Source organism: Vibrio sp. AIC-3, assembly GCF_013114515.1.
GTDB classification, from domain to species: domain Bacteria; phylum Pseudomonadota; class Gammaproteobacteria; order Enterobacterales; family Vibrionaceae; genus Vibrio; species Vibrio crassostreae_C.
Window position 1 is genome coordinate 245,738 of sequence record NZ_VTXG01000001.1, and the last position, 13,996, is coordinate 259,733.

Here is a 13,996-nt window from a genome sequence, read left to right on the forward strand (position 1 = left end):
CTCTGAGTAATCAGGGCTTTTTTATTTTATAGACGGGATTAAATTCGTGAACTTTTTTGCAATGCTTAAAGACTTCTCTAAGGGACGTTTATCTTGGCTTTTACTGCTGGCTTTTATTGTCTTTTTTGAGGCATGCGCTCTCTTCTTCCAACACGTGATGATGCTTGGCCCTTGCGTAATGTGTATCTATGAGCGCGTTGCTATGCTCGCTATCGGTGTTGCCGCCATGATTGGTGCGATTGCCCCGAATAACCCAATATCACGCTGGTTAGGCCTTGCTAGCTGGGGATTTGGCGCATACAAAGGTTTGATGCTTGCTTTAGAGCACGTCGATTACCAGTTCAATCCGTCCCCTTTCGCAACCTGCGACTTATTCGTAACCTTCCCTAGCTGGGCGCCTTTAAACCAATGGGCTCCGTGGATGTTTGAGGCTTACGGCGATTGCAGCAAGGTTGTGTGGCAGTTCTTCGATCTTTCTATGCCTCAGTGGCTAGTAATTATCTTTGCAGGTAACTTGGTTGCTTTCGGTATTGTGGTTATTTCTCAATTTGTGAAGTCGAAAAACGACTAACAGTAAGCCGTTGACACTTGGACAACAAAAAAGTCGACCACGAGGTCGACTTTTTTATTACTTAAGCTTTTGAACATATTAAGAGAGTCTGTTATTCACACAAACTAAGTTGCTCAACAAGCCGTGATTAGCTGCTTTTACCGCAGCATTGTTTAAACTTCTTGCCGCTTTCACAAGGGCAAAGGTCGTTTCGACCAATGTCTTTAAACGGGTTCACGCTCTGGGACTTATTGCCCAACATAGCTTCATCCGCTGCCATTGCCACTTCTGAGAGCATCAGATCGACTTGACCCACTAAATCGGCAAGCGATGGTGGGTTAGTAAGCCCTGCAGCGATCATTTGTTGTTGAGTTTGCTCTTCATCAATCGCAAGCATCAAGGTGGTTAAGAGCGCTTGCAACATGCGCAGAGTACCATCCGCGACTGTCACGCTCTGCCACTGCTCTTCCACTGTTGGCCAAACCATCATGAAGCCTTCAGAAAAATCGGCGAACTGTTCGTTAAAGTCACCTTCAACCAATACGTCTGTCAGTAGGTATTCATTACGCTGAATCAAATTGTGCTGGCGGTTAATCTGTTCTGTCACCGTTGTTACCAGCTCTTTACCCGCTTCAGGCGCAACGATAGCCAGCCACTCTTCTGGATCGAGTGGCTTGGTAGCCAAGTTAGAGGCAAGGATTGCACCTTCCATAAACTGCGGAGTAATGTCTGTGATTGATTCTGGTAGGCTTAATAATTGATATGTCATGAAAGCTCTGGATATTGGGCATTTTCGATATTATAACGCCATCCTCCCCAAGATGTCGCTATTAAGAGACGAAACCAACATTAAGACAGGCAAACCACACTCATAGTGACAATCCTGTAAGCACACCGTACAATCACGCCTCGAATTTTTCGGTTCACTCAGTTTCGGTAAAGCAGCATGCGCGTAATACTTGGCCCTATGGAGGGCGTTCTAGACCACCTAATGCGTGAAATTCTCACAGAGATTAATGATTACGATCTCTGTGTGACAGAGTTTGTGCGCGTCGTGGATCAACTTCTTCCCCCGCATGTGTTCCACCGTATTTGCCCTGAGCTACATCAAGGCTCTCAGACCATGGCTGGTGTGCCAATCCATCTCCAGCTTTTAGGTCAACACCCAAATTGGATGGCCGAGAATGCTTTTCAAGCTGCTAGCTTAGGCGCTAAAGGGATTGACCTTAATTTTGGTTGCCCAGCAAAGGCGGTCAACAAAAGTAATGGTGGTGCGTCACTGCTAAAAGAACCAGAGCTCATCTATCAAGTGGTGAACGCCTGTCGGGAAGCAGTACCTGCACACATTCCTGTGTCCGCAAAGATTCGATTAGGTTGGGAGCATCCGGAAGAGTGCTTTGAAATCGTCGATGCCATCGAACAAGCCAAAGCTGACGAACTCACCGTGCATGCAAGAACCAAAGTTGGCGGCTATAAAGCCAGCGAAATCAAATGGGACTTCATCAATCAAATAAGAGAAAAAACGTCTCTGCCGTTGATTGCTAATGGTGAGATCTGGAACTATCAAGATGGTCAAGATTGCATAGAAGCAACAGGCGTCGATTCATTGATGGTCTGCCGTGGTGCTTTCAATATTCCAAACCTTGGCAACGTCGTTAAGCACAACCACCAAAAAATGCCGTGGGATAAAGTCATTGAACTTTTGCTGCGCTATTCAGAGTTTCAAATTAAAGGGGACAAAGGCATGTACTACCCCAATAGAGTGAAGCAGTGGTTTGTTTATCTAAGTAAAGGCTACCCTGAAGCGAACGAACTGTTTAAAGAAATTCGTACTTTCAAAAAGGCGCCACCGATTGTAGAACGCCTTCAGCGTTATCAAGAAGAACGCCGCCAACCTGTTTAAGATTATGTTTAGGGTTAAATACCCAACGCTACAAACGTGTTTACCGGTGCAAATAAGCTTTGCTTGGTAGACACGTTCGCTCTTCCCTCTTTCATTTTCATTTTCATTTTCATTTTCATACAAAGCATCGATTCAATAACGTGGTTAAAATTTAAGACGGTCTTTGCCCGTCGTCTTAGCCACGTACAGCTTTTCATCGGCGTACTTAAATATCTCATCGAAGTTAAGTTTACTTTGCTCAGTTTCAACAATGCAGACACCGCCAGACACCGTAAATCCATTTGGAATAATGTCGGCTGAAGTGGAACAAATCGCATTCTTCACTCGCTCTAATGTTCTCATCAAAGTTTCACGATCTTCGCCTTTCATATAAACGACAAACTCTTCACCGCCAAACCGTGCTGCAACGTCACTGCTTCGAATACTGTTGCTGATCTGACGCGACATATAACGAATCACATCATCCCCCTTATCGTGGCCGTAGGTGTCGTTAATTGACTTAAAATCATCAATATCGAAGACGGTTAATGCAAACAGTTGATCGTGCTCTACACTGCGCCAGAACGCTTCTAAGCCACGACGATTCAATAACCCTGTCATAGGGTCTTTGGCTGCGAGATCTTTGAAGTAACCACGTTCAATATTGGAATTGACGTAGAAGAAGATGGTTACTGAGAACAGATACACAATGATGGCAACAATAAGGCTGTCTTTCTCGTAGACGAAAAAGTGCTCAACCTCTTTCGCTATGTCTAATTTGTAATACATCGCATGGTGAGACGAGACACCATCCAGTTTGATCTCGTGATAAAAAGCCGCAGAATCTACCGGAGTCGCTAAAGTGGTATCAATGATATCGATCCGACCTGCAAGATGCTCATTCGAGTTTGCGAGCAGCTTGTCAGCATTAATATCCACCGACAGCATCCCTTGGTGAACGCCTTTATGGAATACAGGGATCGTCATACTGATTATACGGTCAAGGGAATCAAAACGATAACCAGGGCCTGAAAGGGTAAGTTGGTCAGGGTTGTTGGCTGTTTTCTGCCAATAAGGACGACTCTTTATGGTCGAGAGTAACTCTTTGCTCAGTCCTTTGGCAAAACCTTCAGGTGAAGAGATCACATAGCCGCTCGTATCAATAAAGTGCACGCCGGCATGGTATTCATCAAGCTGGGATAAAAATGAAAGAATAGGAGCTAACGCTATTTTTTCTGACGCGCTCTTATAACTATCACTGCTTTCAGAACAAAGAGACTCTTGACCAATTAGCATATAGTCGATATCGACAGAGGGAATGTCTGAGGTTTTACCGTCGGCAAGTAGCAATACATCAATAGGCCAGATTTGGCAAAGACCATCCACAACATGTTTGTTGTGATCAAGAAAGAGAGGGTTTCCTGATTTATAATAGTTGGAGAAGCTGTAGTCTAGGGCTGTCGCCACTTTTGTGGTTCTTTTGAACACATCTTCAATACGATGAAACTCACTACTGATATCTTTTTCTACCGCGTCAAAATGATTCTTTCCTATTAGGCCAAGTAACATCGCGGCGATCACAGCGGGAAACCCGAAAACAAAGGTTAGGCTAAAGTGCCTATTTACTTTCATATAATGTGCTCTTAGCGTTCAGCTATTTTCATTTACCCCATTAATATTATTACATTAATCGCCAACCTGCTCGACGTAAAATAATGTAAATTGATATTAACGGTACCGCTCTCGGTGAAATAACTGCTTATAAATGAACAAAATAGATAAAAGTTAACGCGTAGAACAGCGTAGCGCCATTTGATGGAAGGCGATGCTAGCACCGTTAACAATATGACTTATGTCTAATTCGCTAAGCTCATGCTATCCAACGCCATCACCGGCTCACTATCGCACGCTCAATCACTGACTTTGGCACCGTAACACCTAGCTCGCGAGCTGCATCCAAGTTAATCACCAATTGCGAACTCTGTGCGGTCTTTACGCTCAATTTACCGGGCTTTTGACCATTCAAGATAGCAGAAACATAATCCGCGGTTTGTACTCCAACGTCGTAATAGTCTAACCCTAAACCAGCAATAGCCCCCTTCCCTACATAAGACGTTGCCCCTGCGACCACTGGCGTCCCCGCTTGGTTTGCCGCTTCAATAAGGCCTTCAGCACCGCTAGCAACCGTATTATCGGTCAGCGCGTAAATTACGTCGGAGCGCTTGGCCACTGATTCTGCTTTAGATTCCACATCATCAATGGTCAGCGCCTTTTCTGTATAGAGCTCATAGCCAAAATCACGCGCTGCTTTTTTTAGTAGCCCAACTAAAGCGACCGCATTAGCTTCTGCCGGGTTATAGACCACGCCTATAGAGTTCGCCTCAGGAAGAAGCTCTTTGATTAGGGAGACATGCTGAACAATTGGAGATAGATCAGAAAGGCCAGTCACATTGCGTCCCGGTTTTTCAAATTGCTTAACAAGCCTTGATCCGATTGGATCGGTTACGGCCGTAAACACAATAGGAATGGTTCTCGTAGCTGACACCAAAGCCTGTGAGCTCGGCGTGGCGATGCCCACCAAAACATGTGGGTTTTCGCTCACAAGTTCTCTGGCAATTTTCGCTGCCTGAGCTGGGTTTCCATCGGCCATTTCATAAGAAAACTCTAAGTTTTTTCCAGGTTCATAACCTTTTGCTCTTAGCCCTTCAAGAAGCCCTAAACGTGTCGCGTTTAAATCTGGGTGATCGACCACTTGTGACACCGACACTTTCGCAATGTTTGCCATCACACTGCTAGTCCATAGCAGCAGAGAACAGCTCAAAACTGCCGTTAATACTTTTTTTACTAAACCCATTCACACTCCCTGAATCAAGCTTCCGTTGTTATTGCTCGATCAAAGAGAACAACATCAAATCACTATTGATATTATTACCAGTAACAATTGATAACTTGAAGTGATATTTAACAAAAACACAACAAGGCTCGAATTATGCGAGGAAAGCTAGGTTTGCTTTGGGACACGATAAGAAATGGGGTGAATAAGATATGCAAGGGTTAGCTCTGAGAGCAAGCAAGTATGTAGAATATCGATGCTCTCAGGCCTATGGGGAGATGTGAGGTGTTTTTAGAACCAGCGCTCCATTGACGACTTGTCTAACTGACGGAAAGCGCGGTTAAGGATAATGGCTAATTCTTTATAACGAGGGCGCGGCTTCATCGGCTCTAACGCGAACCCTGTTTCAGTGATCTTTTCGTGTAACTCTCGATACCAAGAGACCAAAGCCGGCGGAAGTTGAGTCTTTGAACGGTTACCTAACCACCACATGCCTTGAAGTGGCAAGCTAATAGCGAACAAAGCCATGACCACAGCTTGTGGCATTGCTTGGTAATTATTAAAAACCATTTGCGTAAGAACACTGATAGCAGCGATCGCAGGCATTACCTTAACACCAAAGCGCGTCGCTTTAATGATGCGTTGCTCTGGGAAAATAGCGTTTAACTCTTTTCGAACAGGCCAGAGATCCATATACTTTTGGCCATCTTTTAAACTGCCAGCTAAACCAACTCTATTGCTCATATGAGTCTCCCATTAAAAAAAAGTTGAAATCATCAACTAAAAACACAAAAATTTGACGAAAAATAATATTCTTTCAAATTTTTTTGTTATATTTGCACAATATCGCTATTATTTGCAGACCTCAATCTCATTGTTGCCCTTATTTACAATTTAAGCAACTTTGAGAAGACTTCTGCAAGGAATGCACAAGCCGCTTTTGCTTAAAAAGTGCGCTTTCACTTTAATACGGAAATTAACGTTTTTTTGACCAAGGTTAGTACGCAAGCTAGCGAGCTTCGTCTATTCTTGAGATTAATTTTCATCCTTAACTGATTTCGATCAGAAAAATTAACAGGTAGTCATTAATGTCTAAGCTAGTTTTAGTTTTAAACTGTGGTAGTTCTTCTCTTAAATTCGCTGTTGTTGATGCAGAAACAGGTGCAGAGCACCTAACTGGTCTTGCTGAGTGTCTAGGTCTTCCAGAAGCTCGTATGAAGTGGAAACTTGATGGCAAGCATGAAGCACAACTAGGCGCGGGCGCAGCTCACGTAGAAGCACTATCTTTCATGGTAGAAACTATTCTTGCTTCTAAGCCTGAGCTTAAAGCTAACCTTGGCGCTATCGGTCACCGTATCGTACACGGTGGCGAGCAGTTCACTTCTTCTGCACTTATCACTGATGAAGTTCTTAAGGGTATTCAAGACGCTGCGACTTTCGCACCTCTTCACAACCCAGCTCACCTTATCGGTATCGAAGCGGCTCAACAGAACTTCCCAGGCCTTAAAAACGTTGCTGTATTTGACACTGCGTTCCACCAAACAATGCCTTCTGAGTCTTACCTATACGCTCTACCGTACAACCTGTACAAGGAGCACGGCATCCGTCGTTACGGCATGCACGGTACTTCTCACCTATTCATCACTCGTGAAGTTGCAGGCCTACTAAACAAGCCAGTTGAAGAAGTTAACATCATCAACTGTCACCTAGGTAACGGCGCTTCTGTATGTGCTATCAAGAACGGTCAATCTGTAGATACTTCTATGGGTCTTACTCCTCTTGAAGGTCTTGTAATGGGTACTCGTTGTGGTGACCTAGATCCTGCGATCATCTTCCACCTACACGACGCTCTTGGTTACTCTGTTGAAGAAATCAACAACATGCTAACTAAAGAGTCTGGTCTTGCTGGTCTAACTGAAGTGACTTCTGACTGTCGTTTCGTTGAAGACAACTACGGTGAGAAAGAAGAAGCAACTCGTGCAATGGACGTGTTCTGTCACCGTCTAGCTAAGTACGTAGCTGGTTACACTGCAACTCTAGAAGGTCGTCTAGACGCAATCACTTTCACTGGCGGTATCGGCGAGAACTCTGGCCCAATCCGTGAAATGGTTCTTAACCGCCTAGGCATCTTCGGCATCGAAGTTGACGGTGAAGCAAACCTTAAAGCTCGTTTCGGCGGCGAAGGTACTATCACTACAGCTAACAGCCGTATCCCAGCAATGGTTATCTCTACTAACGAAGAGCTAGTAATTGCTGAAGACACTGCGAAACTAGCAGGTCTTTAATTGATTTTCCTGACTAGCTTCACTCGAAGCTAGTCAGTTTTTCATATCAAGAAAATGGGGCTCAACTTCTATTCCTACCCCAATTTAAATATCGGTGGGAATAGCAGTTGAGCTTTTTTTATTTCCAATAGTCAAAGGTGTTCGTCAATGTCACGTACTATTATGCTTATCCCTACAAGCGCTGGTGTTGGTCTTACTAGTGTAAGCATGGGTGTTCTTCGCGCTATGGAGCGTAAGGGCGTAAGTGTTTCTTTCTACAAGCCAATCGCTCAACCTCGCAGCGGTGGTGATCAACCCGATCTAACGTCTACTATTATCAGCGTAAACAGCGACATTAAGATTGGTGAACCAATCGCAATGACTAAAGCTGAAGCTTTGATCGGTAGCGAAAAAATGGACGTACTTCTTGAGTCTGTTGTTGAACAATACAACAAGATCAACAAAGACGCAGAAGTAACGCTAATCGAAGGTCTAGTACCTACTCGTAAGCACCCATTTGCTAACCAAGTAAACGCGGAAATCGCGAAGACACTTGGCGCGGAGATCGTATTCGTTGCGACTCCTGGTACTGACAACCCTACGCAACTTAAAGAGCGTATCGAAGTAGCATGTTCTAACTTCGGCGGTACTAAGAACAAGAACATCAAAGGCGTAATCATTAACAAGCTTAACGCTCCTGTTGATGAAGCTGGCCGTACTCGCCCTGACCTATCTGAAATCTTCGACGATGCAGATACAGCTCAGCAAGCGAACCTTGAAGTAATGCAAATCTTCAACTCTAGCCCTATCCGTGTTCTTGGCTGTGTGCCATGGAGCATCGACCTAATCGCAACTCGTGCGGTTGATATGGCTAAGCACCTTAACGCTGAAATCATCAACGAAGGTGAAATCGCGACTCGTCGTATTAAGAGCATCACTTTCTGTGCACGTTCTCTACCGCACATGATTGAGCACTTTAAACCAGGCTCACTGCTAGTAACCTCTGCAGACCGTCCTGACGTTATCGTTGCTGCGGCTCTTGCTGCGAAAAACGGTGTTGAGATTGGCGCAATCCTACTGACTGGCGGTTACGACATCCCAGAAAGCATTGCTAACCTTTGTGCACCAGCATTCGCTTCAGGTCTACCGATCTTCAAAGCACAAGGTAACACTTGGCAGACATCTCTAAACCTACAGAGCTTCAACCTAGAAGTTCCTGCAGACGATAAAGAGCGTATCGAGTTCGTTAACGATCACGTTGCAAGCCACATTGATGGCCCTTGGATTGATTCTCTATCTGAAGGTACTCAAGGCATCCGTCGTCTAAGCCCACCAGCATTCCGTTACCAGCTAACTGAATTTGCTCGTAAAGCGGCTAAGCGCATCGTTCTTCCTGAAGGTGATGAGCCACGTACAGTTAAAGCTGCGGCTATCTGTGCTGAGCGCGGTATCGCAACGTGTGTACTTCTAGGTAACCCTGAAGAAATCCGTCGCGTTGCTGCACAGCAAGGTGTTGAGCTTGGCGCTGGCGTTGAGATCATCGATTCTGCATCAGTTCGCGAAAACTACGTAGCTCGTCTAGTAGAACTTCGTGGCGCTAAAGGTATGACTGAAGTTGTTGCTCGTGAGAAGCTAGAAGATTCAGTATTCCTAGGTACTATGATGCTTGAAGCTGGCGAAGTTGACGGCCTAGTTTCTGGTGCTGTTCACACAACGGCGAACACAATCGTTCCTCCGTTCCAGATCATCAAGACGGCTCCTGATGCTTCTATCGTATCTTCAATCTTCTTCATGCTTCTGCCTGATCAAGTTCTTGTATACGGTGACTGTGCGATCAACCCAGATCCAACAGCTGAACAGCTTGCTGAAATCGCTATCCAATCTGCAGATTCTGCTGCTGCATTCGGTATCGACCCACGCGTTGCTATGATCTCTTACTCTACTGGTGAATCTGGTAAGGGTGCAGACGTAGATAAAGTACGTGAAGCGACGAAGCTTGCTCAAGAGAAACGTCCAGATCTAGTGATCGACGGTCCTCTACAATACGATGCTGCTATCATGGAAAACGTTGCTGCTTCTAAAGCACCGAACTCTCCAGTAGCTGGTAAAGCGACTGTATTCGTATTCCCAGACCTAAACACTGGTAACACGACTTACAAAGCGGTACAACGTTCAGCAGATCTAGTATCTATCGGTCCAATGCTTCAAGGTATGCGCAAGCCAGTAAATGACTTGTCTCGTGGCGCTCTAGTAGACGATATCGTTTACACAGTAGCTCTAACGGCTATCCAAGCAGACCAAGCTGCTCAAGCTGAAGAAAAAGTAATTAACTAATTTTTCTTTAGTAGAAAGCAAAAACCCTAGATGTTTATCTAGGGTTTTTTATGTCTGGAGTAAAGGAACTGACTGGTAACCCTAGCCTCGGCCATGTGGCGATTCTAAGTCTAGCTCTGGCCCTTTGGGTACCACTTGAGTCGGATTGATACCAGTGTGGCTGTAGTAGTAGTGACGCTTGATATGATAGAAATCGGTCGTCTCTTTGATGCTTTCGATCTGATACAGCTCTTTTAGATAACCCTGAATATTTGCGTAGTCCGCTATTCGCTGCTTGTTACACTTGAAGTGACCCACATACACAGCATCGAATCGAACCAAGGTCGTAAACAACCGCCAATCCGCTTCTGTAATCTCGCTACCCGCTAAATAGCGATGTTCGCTAAGGTGAGCGTCTACTTTGTCTAAGGCTTCAAACAAGGCGTCATACGCTTCTTCGTACGCTTCTTGTGTTGTCGCAAAGCCAGTGCGATAAACGCCGTTGTTGATGTTCGGGTAGATATAATCATTCCACTCATCAATCTTCTTGGACAACTCCCATGGGTAGTAATCATCGGTGTTACTTGTTAACTCATTAAATTCTGAATTGAACATGCGGATGATTTCAGACGACTCGTTACTCACAATGGTGTTGGTTTTCTTATCCCACAGCACAGGTACCGTTACTCTACCCGAGTAGTCAGGCTTGGCTTGAGTGTAGATTTGGTGCATGCGGGTATGGCCAAATAGAGGTTCAGGTAACCCCATTTGCCAACCTTCACTCATCATGTCTGGGCAAACAACCGTCACGTCAATGTGATCGGTTAGGTCTTTCAGCTCACGGAAGATAAGGGTTCGGTGCGCCCAAGGGCAAGCCAATGATACGTATAAGTGATAACGGCCGCTTTCAGGCTCAAACTGCGCGCCCGGTTTGTTCTCTATCCAGTGACGAAAGCCCGCATCTTCACGAACAAACTTACCACCGCTTTCTTTGGTGTCGTACCACACATCGTGCCAAACACCTTCAACTAACTTACCCATATCCAAACCTCTGTCATCGAAACTTTTCTCTAGTATAAAAAAAGCCAACTTTTTCAAAACTAGAAGAAGTTGGCTTAGTTGTTCGAATATTTTGATGAAGCTTGTTGAGCGAACCAATAAGCCTAAGACAAAAAAAGCGCGACTCTAATAACTAGTCGCGCTTAAGCCTGTCACAGGCTGAACCGTTTTAAATAGGCTCTAGACTTGTACGTGCAAGCAAGATACTGCGTGAACGTCATCGCCTTGAATCGTTGGCTTAGTTTGCGCACACGCCTCCGTTGCTTGTGGGCAACGAGTACGGAACACACAACCTGATGGCGGATTGATTGGCGATGGGAGATCACCTTCCAACATCTGAATGGTTTTGCTGCGCTCTAAGCGTGGGTCTGGAATTGGAACTGCAGACATCAACGCTTTGGTGTATGGGTGCTTAGGATCAGAGAACAATGCATCTGATTCGCCAAGTTCTACCGCATTACCTAGGTACATCACCAATACGCGATCAGAGATGTGTTTAACAACCGACAAATCGTGCGCGATGAATACCAAAGACAAACCTAGCTCTTTTTGTAGCTCCTTCAGAAGGTTAACTACTTGAGCTTGGATAGATACATCCAGTGCAGAAACAGGTTCATCACAGATGATCATCTTAGGTTTCAAGATAAGCGCACGTGCAATACCAATACGCTGACACTGACCACCAGAGAATTCATGAGGGTAACGGTTGATTACGTTGGGTAGTAGACCAACCTTTGCCATCATCTCTTTAACTCTGTCCTTCACTTCTTGTTTAGAAAGTTCAGGGAAGAAAGTCTCTAGAGGCTCAGCAATAATATCGCCTACTGACATACGTGGGTTAAGCGATGCTAGCGGGTCTTGGAAGATCATCTGAATCTCTTTACGAGTCTCACGACGCTTCACTTCCTGCATCTTAGTTAGGTCTTGACCTAACCACATCACTTGACCTTCAGTCGCTTCAACCAAGCCGATAATCGCACGGGCAAAAGTCGACTTACCACAACCAGACTCACCTACTACACCCAGAGTCTCTCCTTCGTAAAGGTGAACATCAACACCATCAACCGCTTTAAGGTTTGATGGTTTTGCCCAAGGCCAAGCAGACTTAGCTGCAATACTAAAGTGAACTTTCAGGTCTTTAATATCTAATAGTAATTCTTTACTCATTTTGTCCAAGTCTCCCAATCTGAAAAACAAGCACGCTGACGGTCTTTAGCAAATGGCTGCAAAATCGGTGCTTCTTGCTTACAACGGTCCATTACACGGTGACAACGGTCTTGGTAAGGACAACCTGTTGGTAGGCGAAGTAAGTTAGGTGGGTTACCTGGAATCGTCGGTAGAATTTCACCTTCGGTATCCAAACGAGGAATCGCTTTAAGCAGGCCTTCCGCATATGGGTGGCTTGGCTCGTAGAAGATTTCATCAACCGTGCCGTACTCCATTGTACGACCCGCGTACATCACAAGTACTTTGTCACATGAGCCAGCAACAACACCCAAGTCATGGGTGATCATGATGATTGCCGTATTGAACTCATCTTTAAGTTCGTTCAGCAATTCCATGATTTGCGCTTGAATGGTTACATCCAGTGCCGTTGTTGGTTCATCAGCGATAAGTAATTTAGGACGACAGAGCAGTGCCATTGCGATCATCACACGCTGACGCATACCGCCAGAAAATTCGTGTGGGTACATGGTGATACGCTTACGTGCTTCAGGGATTTTAACCGCTTCAAGCATGCGTACTGATTCTTCAAACGCCTCTGCTTTACCCATGCCTTTGTGCAGCATAAGTACTTCCATCAACTGATCACTTACTTTCATGTAAGGGTTCAGTGACGTCATTGGATCTTGGAAGATCATTGCGATCTGTTCAGCACGAACCTTGTTCAGCGCTTTTTCAGGCAGGTTGAGGATTTCATTGCCTTCAAACTTTGCACTGCCTGAGATGATGCCGTTTTTAGCCAGCAGCCCCATCAGTGCAAATACCGTTTGTGATTTACCTGAACCCGACTCACCAACAATACCCAGCGTTTCGCCTTGGTTAAGTGAGAAGTTCAAGTCGTTTACTGCGGTTACGATACCATCTTGCGTGGTAAATTCGACGCGCAGATCTTTGACATCTAATAAGCTCATTATTGCTTCCTTAATCTTTTATAGCTTTTAATTGCTATTTCGTTATCTGTCTTTTGGATCAAGCGCGTCGCGCAGACCATCACCTACGTAGTTAAAGCAGAACAGCGTAACTACCATGAATGCCGCAGGGAATGTCAATTGCCAGATTGCAACTTCCATTGTTTGCGAACCTTCTTGAAGCAATGCGCCCCAGCTTGTCATAGGCTCTTGAACACCAAGACCAAGGAAAGATAAGAATGATTCTGTAAGGATCATGCTTGGAATAAGCAACGTAGAGTAAACCGCTACGATACCCAGTACGTTCGGTACGATGTGACGTGTAATGATCTTCCATTTGCTTACACCACATACGTGTGCAGCTTCAATGAACTCTTTACTACGTAGGCTCAACGTTTGACCACGTACAATACGCGCCATATCTAGCCAAGCAATCGCACCAATAGCAACGAAGATTAGGACGATGTTACGACCAAAGAACGTTACCAGTACGATTACTAGGAACATGAACGGCACTGCGTACAAGATCTCTAGGATACGCATCATCACTCGGTCAGTACGACCGCCGATGAAGCCTGAAGCTGCACCGTAAAGCGTACCAATCAGTACCGCTACGAAGGCACCCATCACACCAACCATCAATGAGATGCGGCCACCGACAAGAGTACGAACGTACAAATCACGACCTAAGCTATCGGTACCAAACCAGTGATCCGCATTCGGACCAACGTGCATTGCGTACCAGTCAGTATCATCATAAGTGTACTGAGCCAGCATTGGTAAGAAGATAACTGCCAGTACCATAAGCGTAAGAATGAACAGACTCACCATCGCAGCTTTGTTTCGCATGAAACGAATACGCGCGTCCTGCCACAAACTACGACCTTCAATCTCTAAGCTCTCAGAGAACTTTTCGATCGCTTCTAAATTTTCTTTTTTCTTCAACATAACCATGCGTCCCTG

12 protein-coding genes are annotated in these 13,996 nt (G+C 45.1%); 4 read left to right on the forward strand and 8 right to left on the reverse strand.

The features are described from left to right. Positions 1–61 precede the first annotated feature (61 nt). On the forward strand, positions 62–571 hold the full coding sequence (gene dsbB, locus F0229_RS01055; RefSeq protein ID WP_029235487.1) for a disulfide bond formation protein DsbB: 510 nt from the start codon (positions 62–64) through the stop codon (positions 569–571). A gap of 127 nt (positions 572–698) precedes the next feature. Here dsbB and F0229_RS01060 read toward each other — a convergent pair whose 3' ends face one another. After that, entirely contained in the window at positions 699–1,319 is a 621-nt protein-coding gene (locus tag F0229_RS01060) for an SEC-C metal-binding domain-containing protein (RefSeq protein WP_171732070.1), read from the reverse strand. Between the two features lie 177 nt (positions 1,320–1,496). Here F0229_RS01060 and dusC point away from each other — a divergent pair, with 177 nt between their 5' ends. After that, positions 1,497–2,453 carry a tRNA dihydrouridine(16) synthase DusC gene (dusC, locus tag F0229_RS01065; RefSeq protein ID WP_017069187.1) on the forward strand — a complete coding sequence of 319 codons (957 nt, stop codon included), beginning with the start codon at positions 1,497–1,499 and terminating at the stop codon, positions 2,451–2,453. Positions 2,454–2,597: 144 nt separating this feature from the next. Here the strand turns inward: dusC and F0229_RS01070 are convergent, their stop codons facing one another. The 3 genes from F0229_RS01070 to yfbV all read right to left on the reverse strand — a co-directional run bounded on the left by F0229_RS01070 (position 2,598) and on the right by yfbV (position 6,009). Further along, positions 2,598–4,064 (reverse strand): sensor domain-containing diguanylate cyclase, encoded by a 1,467-nt coding sequence (locus F0229_RS01070; RefSeq protein WP_017069188.1) that lies wholly within the window; start codon positions 4,062–4,064, stop codon positions 2,598–2,600. Between the two features lie 256 nt (positions 4,065–4,320). Then, positions 4,321–5,286: an ABC transporter substrate-binding protein gene (locus tag F0229_RS01075; RefSeq protein WP_171732071.1), complete on the reverse strand. Its 966-nt coding sequence runs from the start codon at positions 5,284–5,286 to the stop codon at positions 4,321–4,323. Between the two features lie 270 nt (positions 5,287–5,556). Then, positions 5,557–6,009: a terminus macrodomain insulation protein YfbV gene (yfbV, locus tag F0229_RS01080; protein WP_105057413.1), complete on the reverse strand. Its 453-nt coding sequence runs from the start codon at positions 6,007–6,009 to the stop codon at positions 5,557–5,559. A gap of 344 nt (positions 6,010–6,353) precedes the next feature. On the opposite strand from yfbV, the gene F0229_RS01085 reads away from it, so the two are divergent. Together F0229_RS01085 and pta are read left to right on the forward strand one after the other, a co-directional pair. Next, complete coding sequence (locus F0229_RS01085; protein WP_010437209.1) at positions 6,354–7,550, forward strand: acetate kinase; 1,197 nt, start codon at positions 6,354–6,356, stop codon at positions 7,548–7,550. Positions 7,551–7,697: 147 nt separating this feature from the next. Next, complete coding sequence (gene pta, locus F0229_RS01090; RefSeq protein ID WP_050633749.1) at positions 7,698–9,863, forward strand: phosphate acetyltransferase; 2,166 nt, start codon at positions 7,698–7,700, stop codon at positions 9,861–9,863. Between the two features lie 81 nt (positions 9,864–9,944). Here pta and F0229_RS01095 read toward each other — a convergent pair whose 3' ends face one another. From F0229_RS01095 to oppC, 4 genes are all read right to left on the reverse strand, one after another. Continuing rightward, on the reverse strand, positions 9,945–10,883 hold the full coding sequence (locus F0229_RS01095) for a glutathione S-transferase family protein (RefSeq protein ID WP_171732072.1): 939 nt from the start codon (positions 10,881–10,883) through the stop codon (positions 9,945–9,947). A 198-nt stretch (positions 10,884–11,081) separates the two neighbouring features. Beyond that, positions 11,082–12,068 (reverse strand): murein tripeptide/oligopeptide ABC transporter ATP binding protein OppF, encoded by a 987-nt coding sequence (oppF, locus tag F0229_RS01100; RefSeq protein ID WP_017062172.1) that lies wholly within the window; start codon positions 12,066–12,068, stop codon positions 11,082–11,084. Then, positions 12,065–13,036 (reverse strand): ABC transporter ATP-binding protein, encoded by a 972-nt coding sequence (locus F0229_RS01105; protein WP_012603544.1) that lies wholly within the window; start codon positions 13,034–13,036, stop codon positions 12,065–12,067. The genes oppF and F0229_RS01105 overlap by 4 nt, the downstream gene beginning before the upstream one ends. 42 nt (positions 13,037–13,078) lie before the next feature. Further along, on the reverse strand, positions 13,079–13,981 hold the full coding sequence (gene oppC, locus F0229_RS01110; protein WP_017062173.1) for an oligopeptide ABC transporter permease OppC: 903 nt from the start codon (positions 13,979–13,981) through the stop codon (positions 13,079–13,081). Positions 13,982–13,996 lie beyond the last annotated feature (15 nt).